Genomic DNA, 18,431 nt, shown 5'->3' on the forward strand with positions numbered 1-18,431 from the left:
GGCGTCACGCCGGCGGCATCAGGTCTGCGAGCAGCGCGACGTCACGGAGCAGGGCAGCGGCCGACCGGAGGACCGGGACGGCGGCCACGGCGCCGGAGCCCTCGCCCAGGCGCATGCCGAGGTCCAGGACCGGCTCGAGGCCGAGCTTCTCGAGCGCGAGGGTCTGGGCCGGCTCGGTGGAGCGGTGGCCGGCGGCGAACCAGGCAGCGGCACCAGGGGCGATCCGGTCCGCGGTGAGGGCGCAGGCGACCGACATCAGGCCGTCCAGGAGCACCGGTACGCCGCTCTCCGCGGCTTCGAGGAGATAGCCGACGGTGGCGGCCAGGTCAGCGCTGCTGACGGCCTGGAGGGTCTGGATCGGGTCGTCGAGGCGCGCGCCGGCGCGGTCCAGCGCCTGCTGCACCACGACCTGCTTGTGGACCAGGGCCGCATCGTCGACGCCGGTGCCGCGGCCGGTGACCTCCACGGCCGGGAGGCCGAGCGCGGCGGCGACCATCGCGGACGCAGGCGTGGTGTTGCCGATGCCCATGTCGCCGGACAACAGGAGCTGCGCGCCCGCCGCGATCTCCTCACGCGCGACGGCGCGGCCGGTCTCGATGGCGCGCTCCGTCTCCTCGGCGGTCAGGGCGTCCTCGAGGTGGATCGCGCCGCTGCTGCGACGGACCTTGTGCGACTGGACGTCGGCGGGCACACCTTCGAGGTCGTCGTCGACGCTGATGTCGAGGACCCGCACCTGCACCCCGTGGGCGTTGGCCAGCGCGGAGACACCGGCCTTGCCGAGGACGAAGGTGCGCACCATCAGCGGGGTGATGGCCGGGGGGTAGGCCGAGACGCCGTGCTGTGCCACGCCGTGGTCGCCGGCGAAGATCACCAGGCGGACGTTCTCGAGCGGAGCGGGCGGGCACACGCCCTGCACTGCAGACAGCCAGACGCCGAGGTCGCCCAGACGGCCGAGGGCACCGGCAGGGGTCGCGAGCCCCGCAAGGCGCTCGGCGGCGGCGGTCCGGACGGCGGAATCGGGTGCAGCAATCGCGTTCATGGTGCCGAACGCTACCGCCGTCCGTGGCCCGGGGCCGCGCCGTACCAGCGCTGACGTCACCGGGCGCACGTCCGATCGTTCAACTTCCGTGCGCACCCTCGTGAAGACCGTCACATCCGGCCGTCGGCGGGCGGCGGCCCTCCTGGCCGGGGCAGTCGTGGCCAGCCTGCTGACCGGTGGACCGCCGCTCGCGTCGCCGGCGCAGGCAGCGCCCACGACCGCCTGCGACGCGGCGACCTACCCCAGCGCGGAATGGGCGGCGTGCGAGGCCGCGAACGTGGGGGTCACCGGGCAGAACGCGACGCGGCACCTCGACCTGCTCCCCGGGATCCTGGCCAGCACCAGCCAGTACCAGCTCGCCCGGTTCCGCACGATGCTGACGGACCCCGAGCGGCAGCCGAACGTGAACTCCTGCACCGCCATCGTGCTGTGTCCGATCGACCCGCGGGTGCAGGGCTGGACGGTGAAGGGCGGACTGGTCGAGCCGGTGCTCTACACCTCGCGGTCGGGCGCGACGATGTCCGGCCACGTGTGGGCCACCCGCACCGGCCCCGCGAAACGGCCCGGGGTGGTGGTGATCAACGGGTCGATCGTCGGCTTCGAGGAGATCTACTGGTACCTCGCCCAGACCCTGGCCCGCAGCGGCTTCGTGGTGATGACCTTCGACGTCCAGGGCGAAGGCATGTCCGACCAGTTCGGTGCCAAGCCGGACCAGCTCGAGGACGCGTTCGCCGGCATTCCGCTGCTCGGGCTGTTCGCACCCAAGGGCTCCTCCGACGGACCGATCGGCCTCGGTGGCAACGGCCTCACGTTCTACGACGGCGGGCAGGACGCCCTCGACTTCTTCCTGTCGACGCCGGCGAAGCCGTACGTCCCCCGCGTGAGCCGGATCTCCGGCACGTCGCACGCCGCGAAGCAGGTCCGTCGCGTCGCCGCCGGCCGCAACGCCGCCTACAACCCGCTCTGGAACCTCCTGGACGGGTCCCGGATCGGGCTCACCGGTCATTCGTACGGCGCCGTGGCCACCTCGTGGCTGACGCAGAAGGACCCGCGCGTCTCGACCGGTGTCGCCCTCGACAACCTCTGCGTCCCGGTCTCGCCGGCACCCGATGAGCTCGCCGCGTTCTCGGCGCCCAACCCGGACTTCTCCGGTAGGCCGGACATCATGAACGGTCTGCCGACGCTGTGCTTCGAGGCGCCTCCCGGCCCGGCACCGCGGATCACGAAGCCCGCCCTCGGGATCAACGGGGACTACCTGCTCGCTCCGGTGCCGTTCCTCGCTCCGCCGAACCCGCTCGGGAAGTCGCGCGCGTCGCTGGCCTACAGCCGGGCCGGCGTCGACACGGGGCAGATCACCATCCGCGGCGGCACCCACTTCGACTTCAACGACGTGCCGGCGGCGTTGCCCGCCAGCCTGCGCGGCATCGACCAGGTCGCCTGGTACACCAGCGCCTGGTTCGACAAGTACCTCGACCGGGACCCGACGGCCGACGCGCGGCTGCTCACGCGACGCTGGCAGAGCGACGCCCGGGCACGCAGTGCGGATCCGACAGGGGACGGCAACCTGTTCTCCTGGCACTTCCGGTCGCGCCTGGACATCCACACGGCGGGCGGCACGCGGTACCGCTGCGAGAACCTCCGGTCCGGCTGCGCGGGGATGACGCCGGCATCCGGCGACGGTTGGTCCGGCGACTACGACTTCGTGGCGGGCACGATCAGGGCTCGTTGACCGGCTCCGGACACCCCGCGAGCGGAAAGAATGATGGGCTCGGTTGTGCGCCGATCCTTGCGCTCAGCCACTCCTGCACTACGGTTCTGTGTTAGGGAGCGTTCTAGTCTGGATGTTCCTGCTTTACACAACAAGGAGAAACATCATGGCTCAGGGAACCGTCAAGTGGTTCAACAGCGAGAAGGGCTTCGGCTTCATCGCCCCGGCCGACGGCAGCCCGGACGTTTTCGTCCACTTCTCGGCTATCCAGGGTGACGGCTACAAGTCGCTCGAGGAGAACCAGCAGGTCGAGTTCGACGCTGCGCAGGGCCCGAAGGGTCCGCAGGCGGAGAACGTTCGCCCCGTCTGACTTTCAGATAGCGAGACCCCGGTGCTTCGGCGCCGGGGTTTCGTGTTTTTCGAGTCGGGGACACCACGGGCGGAACGAGCCGCGAGAAACCCCGGTCTTCGACACCACCTCGATAGGTTGGTGCGGTGCCTCGGTCCTTCACTCCCGATCCCCATTCGTTCGCCCGGCCCAACGAGGTCGTGGTCACCCACGTCGCGCTCGACCTCACCGTCGACTTCGTGTCGCGGTCGCTGACCGGCAGCGCGACGTTCGACCTCGAGCACCGCACGCCCGGTGCCACGGAGCTGGTGCTCGACACGTGGCAGCTCGCCGTCGATCGCGTGACGGGAGCCGACGGTGTCGCCCTGCCGTACGCGCTCGGCGACCACGACCCGGTCCTGGGCAGTGCCCTGACGGTCGAGGTCGGTACGGCGGACCGGGTGGTCGTGCACTACGCGACGAGCCCCGAGGCCCGCGCCGTCCAGTGGCTGGAGCCCGAGCAGACCGCATCCGGCAAGCCGTTCCTGTTCACGCAGTCGCAGCCGATCCTCGCCCGTACCTGGATCCCGTGCCAGGACAGTCCCGCTGTCCGTGTCACCTACGACGCCACCATCCGGGTGCCTGCGGACCTGCTCGCGCTGATGAGTGCCGAGAACCCGGTCGAGCTGGACTCCTCGGGGACCTACCGGTTCTCGATGCCCCAGCCCGTGCCGTCGTACCTCATCGCCCTTGCGGTGGGCGACCTCGAGTTCCGCGAGATCGGCGAGCGCAGTGGCGTCTACGCCGAGCCGTCGGTCGTCGAGGGTGCCGCATGGGAGTTCGCGGACACCGAGCAGATGATCGGGGCGGCCGAGCGGCTCTACGGCCCCTACCGCTGGGGCCGCTACGACATCCTGGTGCTCCCGCCGAGCTTCCCGTACGGCGGCATGGAGAACCCGCGCCTCACGTTCGCGACGCCCACCATCCTCGCGGGTGATCGGTCACTGGTGACCCTGATCGCGCACGAGCTCGCCCACTCGTGGTCGGGCAACCTCGTCACGAACTCGACCTGGAACGACATCTGGCTCAACGAGGGCTTCACGGTCTACTTCGAGACCCGGATCGACGAGGAGCTGTACGGCGCCGCGTACACCAGCATGCTGCTGCGGCTCGGTCGCCAGGACCTTGCCCGGGCCGTCGCCGACGAGGCCCCGCGCGACACCTGGCTCGAGCTCGACATGGCGGGCCGGGACCCCGACGACGGGCCGACGAAGATCCCGTACGAGAAGGGCTCGCTCTTCCTGCGCCTGATCGAGTCGAAGGTCGGTCGCGAGCGGTTCGACCAGTTCCTGCGCGACTACTTCGACCGCTTCGCGTTCGAGTCGATGGACACCGCCACCTTCCTGGCCCACCTGTCGACCGAGCTGCTGGAGTCGGCCGGGGTGTCGGCCGAGGACCTGCAGCTGGAGGCCTGGGTGCACGGGCCCGGCGTCCCGGACAACGCGCCCGAGTTCACCTCCGACGCCTTCGACCGCGTCGACGAGCAGGCTGCCCTGCTGGTGACGGGTGGGGCGAGCGCGTTGGCCGAGCTCGTCGAGGCTTCCGGTGAGTGGGTCAGCCAGCAGTGGGTGCACTTCGTGCGTGCGCTGCCGGTCGACATCGACCACGCGGTGCTGGCTGCGGTCGACAGCCAGTTCGGCTTCAGCACCAGCGGGAACATCGAGATCGCGACCGCGTGGCTCGAGCTGGCCGCCGAGTCGGGCTACGTCTTCGAGCAGCCCGCCGTCGACGAAGCCCTGGCCGCCTTCCTGACCCGACACGGCCGCGCGCTCTACATCCGCCGCGTCTACGAGAAGCTCGCCGCCAGCGACCGCGGCCTCGCACGAGCCCGGGAGATCTACGCGATCGCCCGGCCGACGTACCACTCGGTGTCGCAGTCGGTCGTGGACCGCATCGTCGGCGGCCCCTGAGCCCAACTGCCATCATGGCGGGATGCCCGTAGCAACCATCGACGTACCGCGGGGCGAGCTGGTGTTCTCGGTCCGGGACCACCGGCCGGCAGGGGAGTGCCGGGGCGTGGTGCTGGCGCTGCACGGCTGGCCCCAGGACAGCAGGTCGTGGGACGCCGTGGCCGAACGACTGGTCGCTGCCGGCTATCGCGTCGTCGCACCGGACCTCCGCGGGGCCTCGGCAGGTGCGGCGCCGCGCAGTCGCTGGGCCTACCGCTCCAGCGAGCTGGTCGCCGACGTCGAGGCAGTGCTCGAGTGGATCGGGGAACCCGTCCACCTGGTGGGGCACGACTGGGGGTCGGGTCTCGCCTGGCAGGTCGCGGGGGTGCGGCCGGAGCTGGTGCGGACGCTCACGGCGGTCTCGGTCCCGCATCCCGGAGCGTTCGCCAGGTCGATGCTGACCACCACCCAGCTCCCCAGGTGGTGGTACTCCGTCGTCTTCCAGCTGCCGGTCCTGCCCGAGCTGGTCCTGGGCAACCGCAAGGGGTTGCAGCGCGGTTTGGAGCAGGCGGGCCTGCCCGTCGCGGCGGCTCGACGCGACGCCGAGCGCCTCATGGATCGGCGGGTACGGCGCGGGGGTGTCAACTGGTACCGCGCCCTACCGTTCACCACGCCCGGCCTGGGCTTCCCGAGGGTGGGAGCGCCGGTGCTCCAGGTCTGGGGCGACCGGGACCCGGTGATCCTGCGCCGCGGCTGCGAGGACTCCGAGCGTTACTGCTCGGGCGGGTTCGAGCTGGTGGTGCTGGAGGGCGTCGCGCACTTCATCCCCGAGGAGGCGCCCGACCGGCTGGCCGAGCTGATCGTGTCCCACGCCGGTTCGGTCTCCTGATCCGGGCTGGTTTCCTGGCTCGTTTCCAGGCTCGCTTCCTGGCTCTTCCGGCGACGCCGGTCCCACCACCCCCAGGCGACCATCACCACCACGACGAGCAGGGCACCCGCGATCTCGTCGACGACGTAGTGCTCGGCGTAGTAGACCAGCGCGAACAGCATGCTCGCGGGGTAGAGCAGCACGGTCCAGCGCCACGGCGTCCGGAAGTGCGACACCACCCACCACGCGATGAAGATCGCGAGGGCCGAGTGCAGTGACGGCATCGCCGCGACCTGGTTGCCGATGGACGAGAGGTCCTGCTGTGCGGTGGTCTCGGTGCTCGCCGTGACCGACCGGCTCGAGGCGGTGAGGTCGAACCAGCCCCGGCCGGTGATCCGCGCGACGTCTCCGGTCAGGTAGCCGTCGCGAGCAGCCATCCACGGCGGAGCCATCGGGTAGAGGATGTAGCCGGCCACCGAGAGCAACATGATGGCCAGGTAGCGCCGCATGTAGCCGATCCAGGCGGGGCGGTTGCGCTTCCACAGCACGGCGCCCACGGCGAGTGCGGCGAAGAAGTGGGAGTAGTAGACCGTGGTGAGCACGACGTCGTACCAGCGGGGCTGCAGGGACTGGCGGCAGGGCACGCCGCACAGGTGTGCCTGGAGGTACTCGGTCGGCAGGGTCCCGCCGAACAGCCAGCGGTCGGCCTCGATCGGCCAGGTGAAGCTGACGTCGAGGATCCCGAGGTTGTCGGAGACTCCCCGGCTGTAGAGGTAGAGCAGGAGCACGGCGAACGGCGGCCACCAGTCACGCAGGAACGCCAGGTGTTCCCGCATCGGACGTCGTACGTCCCAGGCGACCGTGGCCAGCCAGAGGATGATCACGACCTGGTAGCCCTGCCGGGGAAGGCCGTTGACCTGCATGTAGGCGACCAGGCCCACGACGAAGACCGCCATGCCCGCCACCCGGGCCACGACGCCCGGAGTCGGGCTCGGGCGGAGTGATTCGGTCTCGCTGCTCGCCATGGAACCCACCAAGGGAGGGTAGCGGCCGGGCGGGCACCGACCAGACGTCGTACGATCGTGTCCTGTACTCGGACATGGGGAGACACAGATGAGCAGGACCTGGTTGGTGCGCGGTGCGGTCGCGGCCGTGCTCGCTGTTCTCGCCGCCGCGTGGGTGCTCGGCATCGCTGGCCTCGGCAGCGGTACGACCGCGAAGGGCAAGGACGAGGCGGACGGCCCCAAGCCGGCCGACGTCTCGACGACCTCGGGCGTCGATCCGTTGGTCGTGGTCGAGACGACGGACCCCCAATCGGCTGCTGACGAGACGAGTCCGTCCGCGAACCCGTCCGAGGATGCGGCCGACGATCCGAGCACGGAGGCCGTCGAGGAGGCGGACGACGAGCCGTCCAGGGTCCCGGCGAAGTCGGGCTCCAAGCCCAAGCCGTCCCCGTCGCCGAAGCCGTCTTCCACGCCGCGGCCTTCACCGACGCCCACGCCGACCCAGCCCGCCCAGGAGTGCACGGACCTCGTCACCGTTGTCGACTGCATCCTGGCGCCGATCACCACGAAGCCCTGATCGCGCTTCTCGGGGTCGGGTCAGGGACGTTCCCGATGCGCGCGGTCCTGCGCGCCCCCTAGCGTCGACGCGTCAGCCGGGTCCGCCGGCTCCGTGTTGAGGGGAACCCATGAAGGCGCTGGTCCAGGATGTCTACGGCACGTCCGACGTACTCCGGCTCGAGGACGTCGATCGTCCCGAGCCGGCGGCGGACGAGGTGCTGGTGCGGGTGGCAGCCGCATCGGTGAACGCGGCCGACTGGCACATCATGCGCGGTGAGCCGAAGGTCGCCCGTTTCATGGATCGCAAGATCTTCGGTCGCAAGGCTCCGCGGGAACGCATCCGTGGCCGCGACTTCGCCGGGACCGTCGAGGCCGTCGGGTCCGGTGTCACCGCGTGGCAGGTCGGGGACGAGGTGCTCGGCGAGCACGAAGGGACGCTGGCGGAGTACGTCGCCGTACCCCAGGCCTGCCTGGCAAGGAAGCCCGCGACGGTGTCCTTCGAGGACGCCGCCGCGCTGCCGCTGGCGGCGACGACCGCCGACCTCCTGCTCACGGCGGGACAGGTCGCGTCCGGACACCGCGTGCTGGTGATCGGCGCGTCGGGCGGGGTCGGCACGTTCGCCGTCCAGCTGGCCAGTGCGCGGGGTGCCACCGTCGACGGCGTCTGCAGCGCCCGCAACCGGGACCTCGTGCTGTCGCTCGGCGCGGCGACGGTCATCGACTACCGGAGTGAGGACTTCGCTCGCATCGGCGAGAAGTACGACGTCGTGGTCGACCTGGTGGGGAACCGGCGGTTGCGCGACCTGCGCCGCGTCGTCGCCCCCGGCGGCATCCTCGTGCTGTCCGGCGGCGGCAACCCGGGGGAGGGCACGGTCCTCGGTCCGGTCGGCCTGATGGCCAGGGGCGGCCTCTTCGGACGGCTCCTCGGCCTGCGCGTCAAGATCCCGATGGCCAAGCCGGACGGGGAACGCCTCGCCGACCTCGTCGCCATGGTGGAGCGCAAGGAAGTCCGCGTGGTGATCGACCGGTCCTACCCGCTCGTCGACGCCGCGGCGGCGATCCGCCATCTGGAGGTCGAGCACGCGCGCGGCAAGATCGTCGTGACCATCTGACTTGTGCGGCCTCGGTAAGAACGAGGCATGCAGGCCACCGACTACGACGACTTCGCGCACGCCTATTCGGCGGAGAACGAGTCCAACATCTTCAACGCGTTCTACGAGCGGCCGGCGATGCTCGGGCTCGCCGGCGATGTCTCAGGTCGCCGGATCCTCGACGCGGGGTGTGGTTCCGGGCCGTTGACGGCAGCCCTGCGGGACCGGGGCGCGGACGTCACCGGGTTCGACGCGAGCGCCGCCATGGTGGATCTTGCGCGCGAGAGGCTGGGTGAGGACGCCGACCTGCACGTCGCGGACCTGGGCGCGCCGTTGCCGTTCGCCGACGCCGCGTTCGACGACGTCGTCGCGTCCCTCGTCCTGCACTACCTGGAGGACTGGTCCGGCCCGCTCTCGGAACTGCGCCGGGTGCTGAAGCCGGGCGGTCGCCTCATGGTCTCGGTGAACCACCCTGCCGCCTACGCGATCGTGTATCCGGAGGCCGACTACTTCGCGGTGACCAGGTACTCCGAGGACTACACGTTCGACGGGCAGGTGACGTGGCTGACCTTCTGGCACCGGCCACTGCACGCCATGACGAACGCCTTTGCTGAAGCGGGTTTCCGGATCGTGACCGTCAGCGAGCCGCCTCCTGCGCCGGACACTCCTGCGGAACTGCTTCCTCCCGGCCTGGAGGAGGGCCAGTCGTTCATGTGCTTCCTCTTCTTCGTCCTCGAGGCCGTCTGAGGCGGCACTAGGCTGGGGCGGTGAGCGAGGCGCTGGACGAAGGGCCGTTCTTCCACGGGACGAAGGCCGATCTCCGGGAGGGTGACCTGCTCACCGCGGGGTTCCGGTCGAACTACCGGCCCGAGGTGGTGATGAACCACATCTACTTCACCGCGCTCGTGGACGGCGCCGGCCTCGCGGCAGAGCTCGCGCCGGGCGAGGCTCCGCCCCGGGTCTACGTCGTCGAGCCGACCGGAGCCTTCGAGAACGACCCGAACGTGACGGACAAGAAGTTCCCCGGCAACCCCACCCGCTCCTACCGGAGTACGGAGCCGCTCAGGGTCGTCGGGGAAGTGGACGACTGGACGCGCCTGACTCCCGAGGCCCTCCAGACCTGGCGCGATCGCCTGGCGGCGATCCGTGACGACGAACGCGGCGAGATCATCAACTGACGTCGAGTCAGCGCCGCGGGTGCTTGAGGCTGTTCGTCACGAGCTCGAGCGGCACGACCTGGACGTCGCCCCCGGGGATGCAACACGAGAGGTCCGTCCGGCACTCGTCGGCAGGTGGTGACGCGTCGAGCGCGCGTCGTACGTCGTCCAACTGCTCTGCGAACAGGCGCAGCTCGTCGATGCGCTGACTGATCTCGGTCTGCTTCTCGTCCAGGAGCCTGCCCACGCGTTCGTGGGCGGCGGCGCAGTTCACGCCACCCCACGCGGGAAGCAGCTCGGCGATCTGCTGGCAGCTGAAGCCCATGCCGCGGGCTCGATGGACGAACAGCAGCCGGGTGGCCGAGTCGTCGTCGTAGTCGCGGTAGCCGGACCCGGTCCGGCCGGGGACTCCCACGAGCCCGACCCGCTCGTAGTAGCGAACCGTCGAGGTGGGCACCCCGACCCGTTCTGCGAGTTCTGAGATCCGCATCCCTCACGGTAAACCCTGCACTCGGGTGTCGGGTCAAGGCTTGACCTTGCATTCGAGTTCAAGGCCTACGGTCCCGAAACGGACCGAAATCGCGGTCCCCGACCCGAGGAGAATGCCATGTCCACCTTCACCCGCGAGAACACCGGGATCGCTGTCGACATCGAGGGCCTGGGGCGCCAGCACCGTGCCGAGGCCGGCGGCATGGTCGTCGCCCTCGAGCGCTGGAACTCCGGCCTCGACACCGCCGAGATGTTCGCCGACCTGCCCGACGGTGCGTGCCAGGAGCCGCACTTCGGCTACGTCCTGGCCGGACGCGCGACCGTGCGTTACACCGACGGTGAGTCCGAGACGCTCTCGTCGGGGCAGGCCTACTACCTGCGCCCCGGCCACAACGTCCACATCGACGACGACGCCGAGTTCGTCGAGTTCACCAGGGTCGACGCCGCGCCGGGCATCAATACGATCGACCTCTAGGGGCGGCATCGCCGAGGCCGAGGCCGAGGACCTGGTTCCGCGCTCTACGCCGCGCAGCAGAGTTCATGTCCCAGTCTCTGGGCATTCTCTAGGTAGGTCCGGCGGAGGGCTGCGCGAGCCCGGAAGGCCAGTTGGGCGACCGCGTTCGGGTTGGAGCCAAGGAGGGTTGCGACCTCGTCGAGCGAACGCCCCTCGACCGTGGTCATCCAGAGGACCTCCCGCCAGCGGGCCGGAAGCGCACGCAACGCCTCCGTTGCCAGGTCGTGCGCGGGCGAATCGTGCTGCGCGCCGCCACGCGGAGTGTGGTCGAACGCCGTGAGGTCGTCGACGGGCAAGGAACGGCGTTCCTTGCTGCTGGCGTTGACGTTGAGGTTCCGGATCGCAGTGAAGAGGTAGGCGCGGAATGCCCGGTCAGGGCCCGATCCCCTGATGAGCAGGTGGAGGGTCCGCGTGAAGACCTCCGCGACCAGGTCCTCGGCGCTCGACGGCCCGGAGGTCGCGATCGCCACCCGGAGGGCGGCGTTGCGGTGCCTGTCGTACAGGTCGGCGTAGGCCCGGATGTCACCGTTGCGGACCTGGCCGAGAAGGTCGGCATCGGTGGTGGTGTGATCCCGAGAATCAAGCGGCGTGGGAAGGAATCGGATCACTGTGGTGCTCTGTTTCGTTGTCGGATCAGGTGCCTGACCAGCGTGACCGGGACGGACCCGCGGGCACATGCGCCGAATTACCTGTTTGTCGTCGGCCACACGTGACGGGGGTCACGTCGGCTTGTGCGTAAGCGAGCGCCGTTCCACGTGTCTTTCCAGCGTGGGAACTGAAATCAAGAGGGCGTCCGTCGCCGTTCGGACCGTCATCGGAGTCCTCGCGCTGATCGTGCTGGCGATCGGGTTGGTCGTCACGAGCGGTCGCTCCGAGAACGCCACGGCGGCCGAGGTGCCCGCGACGATCGAGGTGTCCACGACGGCAACCAGCGTGGCCCAATGGGACCGTGTGGACTTCATCTGCCGTTGGCAGGTGCCGGACCATTCGCGGCCTGGGGACACCTTCACGCTCACGCTGCCCGACGCACTTCGCTGGATGGGCCCGACGACCTTTGCACTTCTCGCGCCGGACGGGGTCACGCCGGTCGCGAATGCGGTCGTCGCGGGCGGGCCGCCATGGGTGGTCACGTTCACCCTGACGGACTACGTTTCGACCCACCCGCTCAACGTCAACGGCACCTGTCGGTTCAGCACGCAGTACGTGAAGACCGTCAACGAGGGCGAAGCGGTCGATCTCGAGTTCGACGTCAGCGGCGGTGTCTCCACTGTCCCGCTGACCGGTTCCAACCCTTGCCAGACCGGTTGCGAGCCCCCGCCCGCCGTGGCCACGAAGTGGATCTGGTGGTCCGATCCGGCTGACCAGCGTCGGTCGCATTCGGTGCTGCTGTCCCCGCAGACGCCGATCGATGGCACGACGGTCACGATCACCGACACGCCCCGTCCGGGTCTGTCCATCGACTGCGCCACCGTCGTGGTGACGGTGGGGGACAGCCGAGCAAACGACGGGACGGTCATCGCCGACCTCACCGCGACCTACCCGGACCCGGGGCACATCGTGTGCACGCCGACGTCGTTGACGGCGACCTGGGAGCTCCCGGCCGGGTGGTACATGAACGTCGCGCTCGACAGCGACGTCACCGACCCGGATCTCGCCGAGTACCACAACGACGGAACGGTCGCTCTCAGCGGACAGGATCCCGCCACCGTGACCTCGGAGCTCGAACGAACCGAGGCGGGCGGCGACGGGGAGGGAGACCCGGTCGATGAGACGACAACACCGACGGACACGTCGACCGGTCCGACGGACACGTCCTCCGGTCCGACGGAGGTGGCGACGAGTTCGGTCGAGGCGTCCACGGTTGACGAGTCGCCGGCGTCCTCCTCGCACGACTCTGCGGTGGTGCCGATCGGAGCGGACGGGGACCTGCCTGAAACGGGTTCGAACCTGACCCCTTGGCCCGTGCTCGCCGGGGCCCTCCTCCTCATCGCCGGTGCGCTATTGGTCGGCCGGACTCGATCGTGACCGACGGTCACGGCAGGCCGGACACCTCGCGGATCAACACCTTCGATGCCGTGGAGGACTCCAGCGCCGCACTCTGCGCGCTGCTGCTGCTCCCGCTGATATCGGTCGGTGGCATCGCGCTCGGCAGCGCCGCGCTGGTCGCCGTGCTGGTCATCGGTCTGGCAATCTGACCCTCGGCCAGACGCGAAGGCCCCTAGGGTGTCGATTGTGGGTGCATCGTTGGGTGGCCATGACGGGATGGTTGGGCGTTCCGTCGAGGTCGCGGATGTTCGCCGACTGCTGACGCCCGGCAGGGTCGTCATGCTCACCGGGATCGGGGGCGCTGGGAAGACCAGGATCGCGCGTCGGGTGATCGCCGAGGCGACGGATGACGAGCGGGCGAGAGTCTGGGTGGTCGAGCTCGCGAACGCCGCTGAGCCTGAGCTCCTGGGCGAGGTCGTCGCTGGAGCGCTCGACCTCCAGATCCCTGCGGGTGCGTGGGACGGGTCGGTCCTGACTGGCTTCCTCGTCGATCGCCCCGGATTGCTGGTTCTCGACAACTGTGAACACCTGGTCGCGGCGGTCGCCGAGTTGGTCACCGATCTGCTGGCGGCGTGCCCCGACCTCATGGTGCTGGCCACCAGCCGACAACCTCTGGGGATCACCCGGGAGATCGTCTACCAGGTTCCACCGCTGTCGGTGCCGGACGTCGGCTCCGCTGTCGATCTCGAGGGTTCGGTCCGTTTCGATGCGATCGCGTTGTACGTGCAGCGTGCTACTGAGGCGATGGCGTCCTTTCGTCTGAACGCCGAGAACGTCGCCGCCGTTGGTGCGTTGGTTGCCCGCCTCGACGGTCTCCCGTTGGCCATCGAGCTCGCAGCGGCGCGAGTCCGGGTCCTGTCGGCGGACACGCTGCTCGCCCGCATCGCGGATCACTTCGCTGTGCTCGAGACGGACCTGCGCGATGTTCCCGCCAGGCAGCGGTCGCTCGCTGCGTCGGTCGGCTGGAGCTACGACCTCTGCGCACCCGAAGAACGCGAACTGTGGAGTCGGTTGTCGGTCTTCACCGGTGGCTTCGAGATGAGCGCCGCAGAGGAGGTGTGCTCCGGCTCCGGCATCGATGCCGCTGACGTGCTGGACCTGCTCTCGGCGCTGGTGGACATGTCGATCGTGGGACGGGTGGGAGAGACGGGCTCCCGGTTCCTCCTGCTGGAGCCCGTTCGTCAGTTCGGTGCCGAACGGCTGGCTGAATTGGAGGGCGCCGCCCACTGGCGTGACCGTCACCTGGCCTGGTACGCGGACCTGGTGGAACGGCTCGACCGCGAGTGGGTCGGACCGGACCAGCTGGTCTGGATGGACCGACTGCGTACGGAGCATCCGAACCTGCGCGCTGCTCTGGAGCACGCACTGGAGAGCGAGACGTCGGCCGGCGTGGCGCTTCGGATGTGTCGCGGCCTGGAGCCGTTGTGGATCTGCGGAGGTCTGCTGGGTGAAGCCCGTCGATGGATTGAGCGCGCGATCGTACGGACGGACGGGGCACGCCAGGACAAGCTCGAAGCACTCCGGCTCTGTGCTTGGTTCGGTGCGCTGCAACTCGACCTGACCTACGCGCGCGATCGGGTGCGGGATGCGGAGGAGCAGGTCGATGATGCCGATGACATGTCGCGAGCCAGTTACCTGTTTGCCGCGGGTGTGGTCGCGACGTGGGAACAGGACTTCGACTCCGGTGTCGACCTGTTGGTCCAGAGTGCTGAGGCCTATGCCAGCGCCGACCATCTCCCGGGCGTGCTGGAGGCGCGCCTGAACACGGCCATCGCCCATGTGTTCGCGGGCAACTACGAGCAGGCCGGGGTCGTGTGCAGGTCCTGTCTGGAGGTCACCGATTCTCTTGGCGAGACCTACATCGGTGCCTACGCCAGATGGGCCCTCGGCCTGGCGGCGCTCATGTCGGGAGACGTGGTCGAGGCGACGGACCTGGAACAGGAGGCGCTGGCAAGGTCATCGTCGCTGGGTGACCAGTTGGCGACGGCGTTGGCACTGGAGGCGCTGGCCTGGCTCGCGGCAATCTCCTTCGACTTCGATCGGGCTGTCCCGTTGCTGGGTGGGGCCGACCTGTTCTGGAGGATGATGAGCATGCCGGTGGAGTTGACGCCTGGCATCAGTGAGTTCCGATCACTGGGTGAGGCTCAGGTGCGGGCGCAGACTGGTCACGAGTTCTTCGATGACGCCTTCGCCCGCGGACTCGCGATGGCGCCGTACGACGTCATCGCGGTCGGCTTGAGTGCGGACCCCGTGCTGCCTCGGAAGCCAGCTCCCCAGCGACGAGCGGGGCCCTTGAGTCGGCGGGAGACCGAGGTCGCTGCACTGATCGCTGAAGGGCTCACGAACCGCGACATCGCGGAGCGCTTGTTCCTCTCGGAGCGAACTGCGCAGGGTCACGTCCAGAGCATCCTGCGCAAGCTCGGGTTCGGTTCGCGGTCCCAGATCGCGGTCTGGTTCGTGGGTCAGCAGCCGCTCGGAGCCTGACCGCTACCGTCCGCCTGGGTCGACCGATCCGAATGGCCGGGGACTGGCGAGCCGCGCAACGCGGAACTTGAGACGCTCCTCGAATTCCCAATCGTCTTGAACGCGCTGCTCCCAATCGGCTGCGGCGAGGGCACGTACGCCGACGTACGGACCGGCATAGCTGGTGAAGCCCGTGGCGGGGTCGGTGCAGATCACGATCCACGCGGCGTCGATCGCTGCCAGGTCGTCCTCGACGACCACGTCGTGGATTCGGTCGGCCCCTGCAGCCGACAGGTCTCCTTCTTCTGGCACGGTCTGCCTCTCGTGTTCGACGCGGACGGGCAGCGCGTCGGCAGTCGGTGTGCGCTATCGGCTCAACGGCTCCGGTCCGGGCGGTGCTGAGCCGGCGACGGACCCGACCGCGTTCGGGGCTGCCAGCCGGGCGATGTCGAAGACGAAGTGGTCGGGTTCGTCCAGCTTCTCCTGTTCACGGCGGTCCCGGTCGGCCGCCAGCAGGGCGCTCAGGCCGTCCGGGAACGGCCCCGAGTGGGTCACGAACTGGTTGTGCATGTCGATGCACAGCACGATCCACGGTCCGCTCAAGGAGGCGACGTCGTCGTCGACGATCATCTGCTCCATTCGCGCCATCCACCCTTCGGGGACGTTTGGGATGTCGGTCATGGCTCACTCGCTCTCGTTGGCTTCTGATGCCGGCAGCGCCCGTTCCCGCCGAGCCGGACCGTGGTCCGATGCCTTCGCGGAGGAGACATCGCGCACAGCGAATCGATGACGCGCTGGCCGCCACCATTTTTCAGTTTCCGCAGGAGATGCTCGCGTGTGGCGCACGTCACCATCTTGTTTTCCTCGAGTGCGTAAGGGTTGCCCCTCCTGCACGGTCTCCCCCCCGAGTGCATTGCGTGGCGATGCCGGTCTTTTCCGAGATGGGGAGTTGTTTCGATGTCCAAGCACGCTGCGCGGAGTGCCCGCACCAACGTGGCCAAAGTCCTGCGACGCCATGCGGTCGTCGTCGGAGTCGCTGCGGCGATCCTGCTGCTGCTGACCGCAGTGATCCGCGTGGCCCCGAAGGCAATGGCACCGATCAACGATGAACTTGCCCTGTCCGCGGCCGGGGTCACGGAGCCCGGCACGCCCATCTTCACCGAGACGTTCTCCCAGCAGAACGCGTCGGCGACCGGGATCAACATCCTGAACTACACCGGCGCCAACGCAATGACCTACGACGCCGACCGGCAGTACACGCCGGCCGGTGCCCAGTGCAACGGCTGGGTGATGAACTCCCTGACCCCGCAGCCGACCGCCGCCCAGGACGCAGGTTGTGCGAACAACCAGCCCGATGGCTGGAACCAGCTCCGGCAGATGGCCACCTACCTCGGCCTCGCGCAGGGACAGACGGCCGCACAGGCCGCCACCAACCAGGTGCTCACCGAGTACACCAATGCCGCGACGGGTGTGATCGCGGCGGGTTACGAGCTCAAGACCAAGTCCGGCATCCCGGCCACCGCCGGTCACTACTACGCCGTGTCGGCGTACTTCGCCGAGGTCAACTGCTTCTCCAACCACGCCAGCATGACGTTCTCGCTGGTCATCAACGGCACTCCGACGGTGCTGAGCAGCGGTCTGGATCCGTGCACCGCCCCGGGTGGGACGATCTATGAACCGGGGACCGCCTATCCGAACGGCACCCGGGTGGTGAAGCTGCAGTCGGCGGCCATTCAGGTGCCGACGACGGGTACCCCGACCCTGGGCCTGCATCTGTACAACGCGCGGGCCAACGGCAACGGCAACGACGTGTCCTTCGACCTTCCGCAGATCGTGGACGTCACACCCAGCCTCGACAAGTCCTTCAGCCCTCCGTTGATCGCGCCGGGCGGGGTCTCGACCCTCACCTTCACCGTGACCAACACCAGCGAGCTGATGGCTAAGGCCGACTGGTCCTTCACCGACAACCTGCCGGCAGGCCTCAAGGTCGCGGCAACCCCGAACGTCGGCGGCACGTGCACCTCGACGACGGGCGCCCCGCTGGTGCGGACCGCGAACGCAGGGGCGACCTCGATCGCGGTCACCGGTGGTGACCTGGCGCTGAACCAGGCTTCCTGCACGGTCACGGTGAATGTCACCTCTGACCTCGAAGGCACCTACGTCAACGGCCCTGCGAACGTCACGACCAACCTGTTGCCGCCCGAGAACACCCCGCTGGAGGTGCGCGCGCCGCGGATCAAGATGGTCAAGGCACTCGGCGGCTCCCGGATCAGGGATGCCGACCAGTTCACGGTCCAGATCCACAGCGGTTCCGCTGGTGGACCAGTCGTGAACAACACGACGGCGTCCACGACACAGGGCACCGGGGCGACGGTCGCCGCAGGTACCGGCACGACGGGCACCTACGTCGCAGACGTCGACACGACGTACTTCCTCACCGAGACCGCATCGGCGGGCACGAACCTCGGGGCTTATGACAAGTCGATCACCTGCGTGGACTCGACCGGGCGGCAGACGGGGCTGCCGACGGGCGTCGGCTTCGCCGGTTCCGTCAGCATCAAGCCGGTCGCCGGTGCGGACATCACCTGCACCCTGACCAACACCGCGAACCCGCGGCCGTCGATCAAGCTCCTCAAGCGTGTGGCATCTGTCGACGATGTCGACGGCAACGGCTTGACCGATGTCGGTGACGAGATCAACTTCGTCTTCGATGTGGAGAACACGGGCAACGTGACGCTGACCCAGGTGGCGATCGATGACCCGCTGCTGGCGGGCCTGGACATCACCATCACGTGTGAGCCGTCGACACTTGCTCCGGGCGAGAAGGTCACCTGTGAGGCCGACGCGCCGTACGTGATCACCCAGGCTGACGTGGACGCCGGGACCGTGGAGAACGTCGCGACCGCGACGGGTACTCCGCCGTCGGGTCCGGTCGTGGAGTCGCCGGAGAGCCCCACGGTGACGCCCACCGAGGGCGCTGCGGGCATCGACCTGGTGAAGACGGCCGATCGTGATGACCTCGTGGTCGGCGACACCATGACGTACACCTTCGTCGCGACCAACACCGGAACGGTGACGCTGTCTGATGTACAGATCGAGGAGACCGCGTTCACGGGTTCTGGCACGGTTTCGGCCCTGGTCTGTGATCCGGCTGCGCCGTCGGTGTTGGCGCCGGGTGCGTCGATGGAGTGCACCGCGACGTACGTCGTGACGCAGG

The 18,431-nt window shown here is 69.0% G+C and carries 19 protein-coding genes; 13 read left to right on the forward strand and 6 right to left on the reverse strand.

Annotated elements, in window-relative coordinates; translation table 11 throughout:
* Positions 1-4: 4 nt before the first annotated feature.
* A complete protein-coding gene (gene cobT, locus ACOACQ_RS23710; RefSeq protein ID WP_378596514.1) occupies positions 5-1,039 on the reverse strand; it encodes a nicotinate-nucleotide--dimethylbenzimidazole phosphoribosyltransferase in 1,035 nt (344 codons plus the stop codon).
* Between the two features lie 88 nt (positions 1,040-1,127).
* Between cobT and ACOACQ_RS23715 the strand changes: the two genes are divergently transcribed.
* From ACOACQ_RS23715 to ACOACQ_RS23730, 4 genes are all read left to right on the forward strand, one after another.
* The gene (locus tag ACOACQ_RS23715; RefSeq protein WP_420289407.1) at positions 1,128-2,768 is read left to right on the forward strand and encodes a hypothetical protein; all 1,641 of its coding nucleotides are present in this window, start codon (positions 1,128-1,130) and stop codon (positions 2,766-2,768) included.
* Between the two features lie 145 nt (positions 2,769-2,913).
* Complete coding sequence (locus ACOACQ_RS23720; RefSeq protein WP_056711080.1) at positions 2,914-3,117, forward strand: cold-shock protein; 204 nt, start codon at positions 2,914-2,916, stop codon at positions 3,115-3,117.
* A 125-nt stretch (positions 3,118-3,242) separates the two neighbouring features.
* Positions 3,243-5,045 (forward strand): M1 family metallopeptidase, encoded by a 1,803-nt coding sequence (locus tag ACOACQ_RS23725; RefSeq protein WP_420289408.1) that lies wholly within the window; start codon positions 3,243-3,245, stop codon positions 5,043-5,045.
* A 22-nt stretch (positions 5,046-5,067) separates the two neighbouring features.
* Positions 5,068-5,913: an alpha/beta fold hydrolase gene (locus ACOACQ_RS23730; protein ID WP_420289409.1), complete on the forward strand. Its 846-nt coding sequence runs from the start codon at positions 5,068-5,070 to the stop codon at positions 5,911-5,913.
* Here ACOACQ_RS23730 and ACOACQ_RS23735 read toward each other — a convergent pair.
* Positions 5,796-6,917 (reverse strand): phosphatase PAP2 family protein, encoded by a 1,122-nt coding sequence (locus ACOACQ_RS23735; RefSeq protein WP_420289410.1) that lies wholly within the window; start codon positions 6,915-6,917, stop codon positions 5,796-5,798. The genes ACOACQ_RS23730 and ACOACQ_RS23735 overlap by 118 nt on opposite strands.
* Before the next feature lie 88 nt (positions 6,918-7,005).
* Here ACOACQ_RS23735 and ACOACQ_RS23740 point away from each other — a divergent pair, with 88 nt between their 5' ends.
* The 4 genes from ACOACQ_RS23740 to arr all read left to right on the forward strand — a co-directional run bounded on the left by ACOACQ_RS23740 (position 7,006) and on the right by arr (position 9,723).
* On the forward strand, positions 7,006-7,473 hold the full coding sequence (locus ACOACQ_RS23740) for a hypothetical protein (RefSeq protein WP_420289411.1): 468 nt from the start codon (positions 7,006-7,008) through the stop codon (positions 7,471-7,473).
* Positions 7,474-7,582: 109 nt separating this feature from the next.
* Positions 7,583-8,566 (forward strand): NAD(P)-dependent alcohol dehydrogenase, encoded by a 984-nt coding sequence (locus ACOACQ_RS23745; RefSeq protein WP_420289412.1) that lies wholly within the window; start codon positions 7,583-7,585, stop codon positions 8,564-8,566.
* A gap of 27 nt (positions 8,567-8,593) precedes the next feature.
* Positions 8,594-9,292, forward strand: coding sequence for a class I SAM-dependent methyltransferase (locus ACOACQ_RS23750; protein WP_378597329.1), 699 nt, complete (start codon positions 8,594-8,596; stop codon positions 9,290-9,292).
* 20 nt (positions 9,293-9,312) lie between these two features.
* A complete protein-coding gene (gene arr, locus ACOACQ_RS23755; RefSeq protein ID WP_378597328.1) occupies positions 9,313-9,723 on the forward strand; it encodes an NAD(+)--rifampin ADP-ribosyltransferase in 411 nt (136 codons plus the stop codon).
* 7 nt (positions 9,724-9,730) lie between these two features.
* Here the strand turns inward: arr and ACOACQ_RS23760 are convergent, their stop codons facing one another.
* Positions 9,731-10,192: a MerR family transcriptional regulator gene (locus ACOACQ_RS23760; RefSeq protein ID WP_378597327.1), complete on the reverse strand. Its 462-nt coding sequence runs from the start codon at positions 10,190-10,192 to the stop codon at positions 9,731-9,733.
* A gap of 117 nt (positions 10,193-10,309) precedes the next feature.
* On the opposite strand from ACOACQ_RS23760, the gene ACOACQ_RS23765 reads away from it, so the two are divergent.
* Positions 10,310-10,666 (forward strand): hypothetical protein, encoded by a 357-nt coding sequence (locus tag ACOACQ_RS23765; RefSeq protein ID WP_378597326.1) that lies wholly within the window; start codon positions 10,310-10,312, stop codon positions 10,664-10,666.
* Positions 10,667-10,710: 44 nt separating this feature from the next.
* Here the strand turns inward: ACOACQ_RS23765 and ACOACQ_RS23770 are convergent, their stop codons facing one another.
* Positions 10,711-11,313, reverse strand: coding sequence for an RNA polymerase sigma factor (locus ACOACQ_RS23770; protein ID WP_378597325.1), 603 nt, complete (start codon positions 11,311-11,313; stop codon positions 10,711-10,713).
* Between the two features lie 160 nt (positions 11,314-11,473).
* On the opposite strand from ACOACQ_RS23770, the gene ACOACQ_RS23775 reads away from it, so the two are divergent.
* From ACOACQ_RS23775 to ACOACQ_RS23785, 3 genes are all read left to right on the forward strand, one after another.
* Positions 11,474-12,730, forward strand: a complete 1,257-nt coding sequence (locus ACOACQ_RS23775) for an Ig-like domain-containing protein (protein ID WP_378597324.1) — start codon at positions 11,474-11,476, stop codon at positions 12,728-12,730.
* Entirely contained in the window at positions 12,727-12,900 is a 174-nt protein-coding gene (locus ACOACQ_RS23780; protein ID WP_378597323.1) for a hypothetical protein, read from the forward strand. The genes ACOACQ_RS23775 and ACOACQ_RS23780 overlap by 4 nt, the downstream gene beginning before the upstream one ends.
* 67 nt (positions 12,901-12,967) lie before the next feature.
* On the forward strand, positions 12,968-15,235 hold the full coding sequence (locus ACOACQ_RS23785; RefSeq protein WP_420289413.1) for an ATP-binding protein: 2,268 nt from the start codon (positions 12,968-12,970) through the stop codon (positions 15,233-15,235).
* A 3-nt stretch (positions 15,236-15,238) separates the two neighbouring features.
* Here the strand turns inward: ACOACQ_RS23785 and ACOACQ_RS23790 are convergent, their stop codons facing one another.
* Together ACOACQ_RS23790 and ACOACQ_RS23795 are read right to left on the reverse strand one after the other, a co-directional pair.
* The gene (locus ACOACQ_RS23790; RefSeq protein WP_378597321.1) at positions 15,239-15,475 is read right to left on the reverse strand and encodes a hypothetical protein; all 237 of its coding nucleotides are present in this window, start codon (positions 15,473-15,475) and stop codon (positions 15,239-15,241) included.
* Positions 15,476-15,580: 105 nt separating this feature from the next.
* Positions 15,581-15,895 carry a hypothetical protein gene (locus tag ACOACQ_RS23795; protein ID WP_378597320.1) on the reverse strand — a complete coding sequence of 105 codons (315 nt, stop codon included), beginning with the start codon at positions 15,893-15,895 and terminating at the stop codon, positions 15,581-15,583.
* Positions 15,896-16,171: 276 nt separating this feature from the next.
* On the opposite strand from ACOACQ_RS23795, the gene ACOACQ_RS23800 reads away from it, so the two are divergent.
* The coding region (locus ACOACQ_RS23800; protein WP_420289414.1) for a DUF7507 domain-containing protein at positions 16,172-18,431 on the forward strand (2,260 nt) is incomplete at its 3' end.

The sequence above is a fragment of the Nocardioides sp. CPCC 206347 genome, from assembly GCF_048654605.1.
Classification (GTDB): Bacteria; Actinomycetota; Actinomycetes; order Propionibacteriales; family Nocardioidaceae; genus Nocardioides.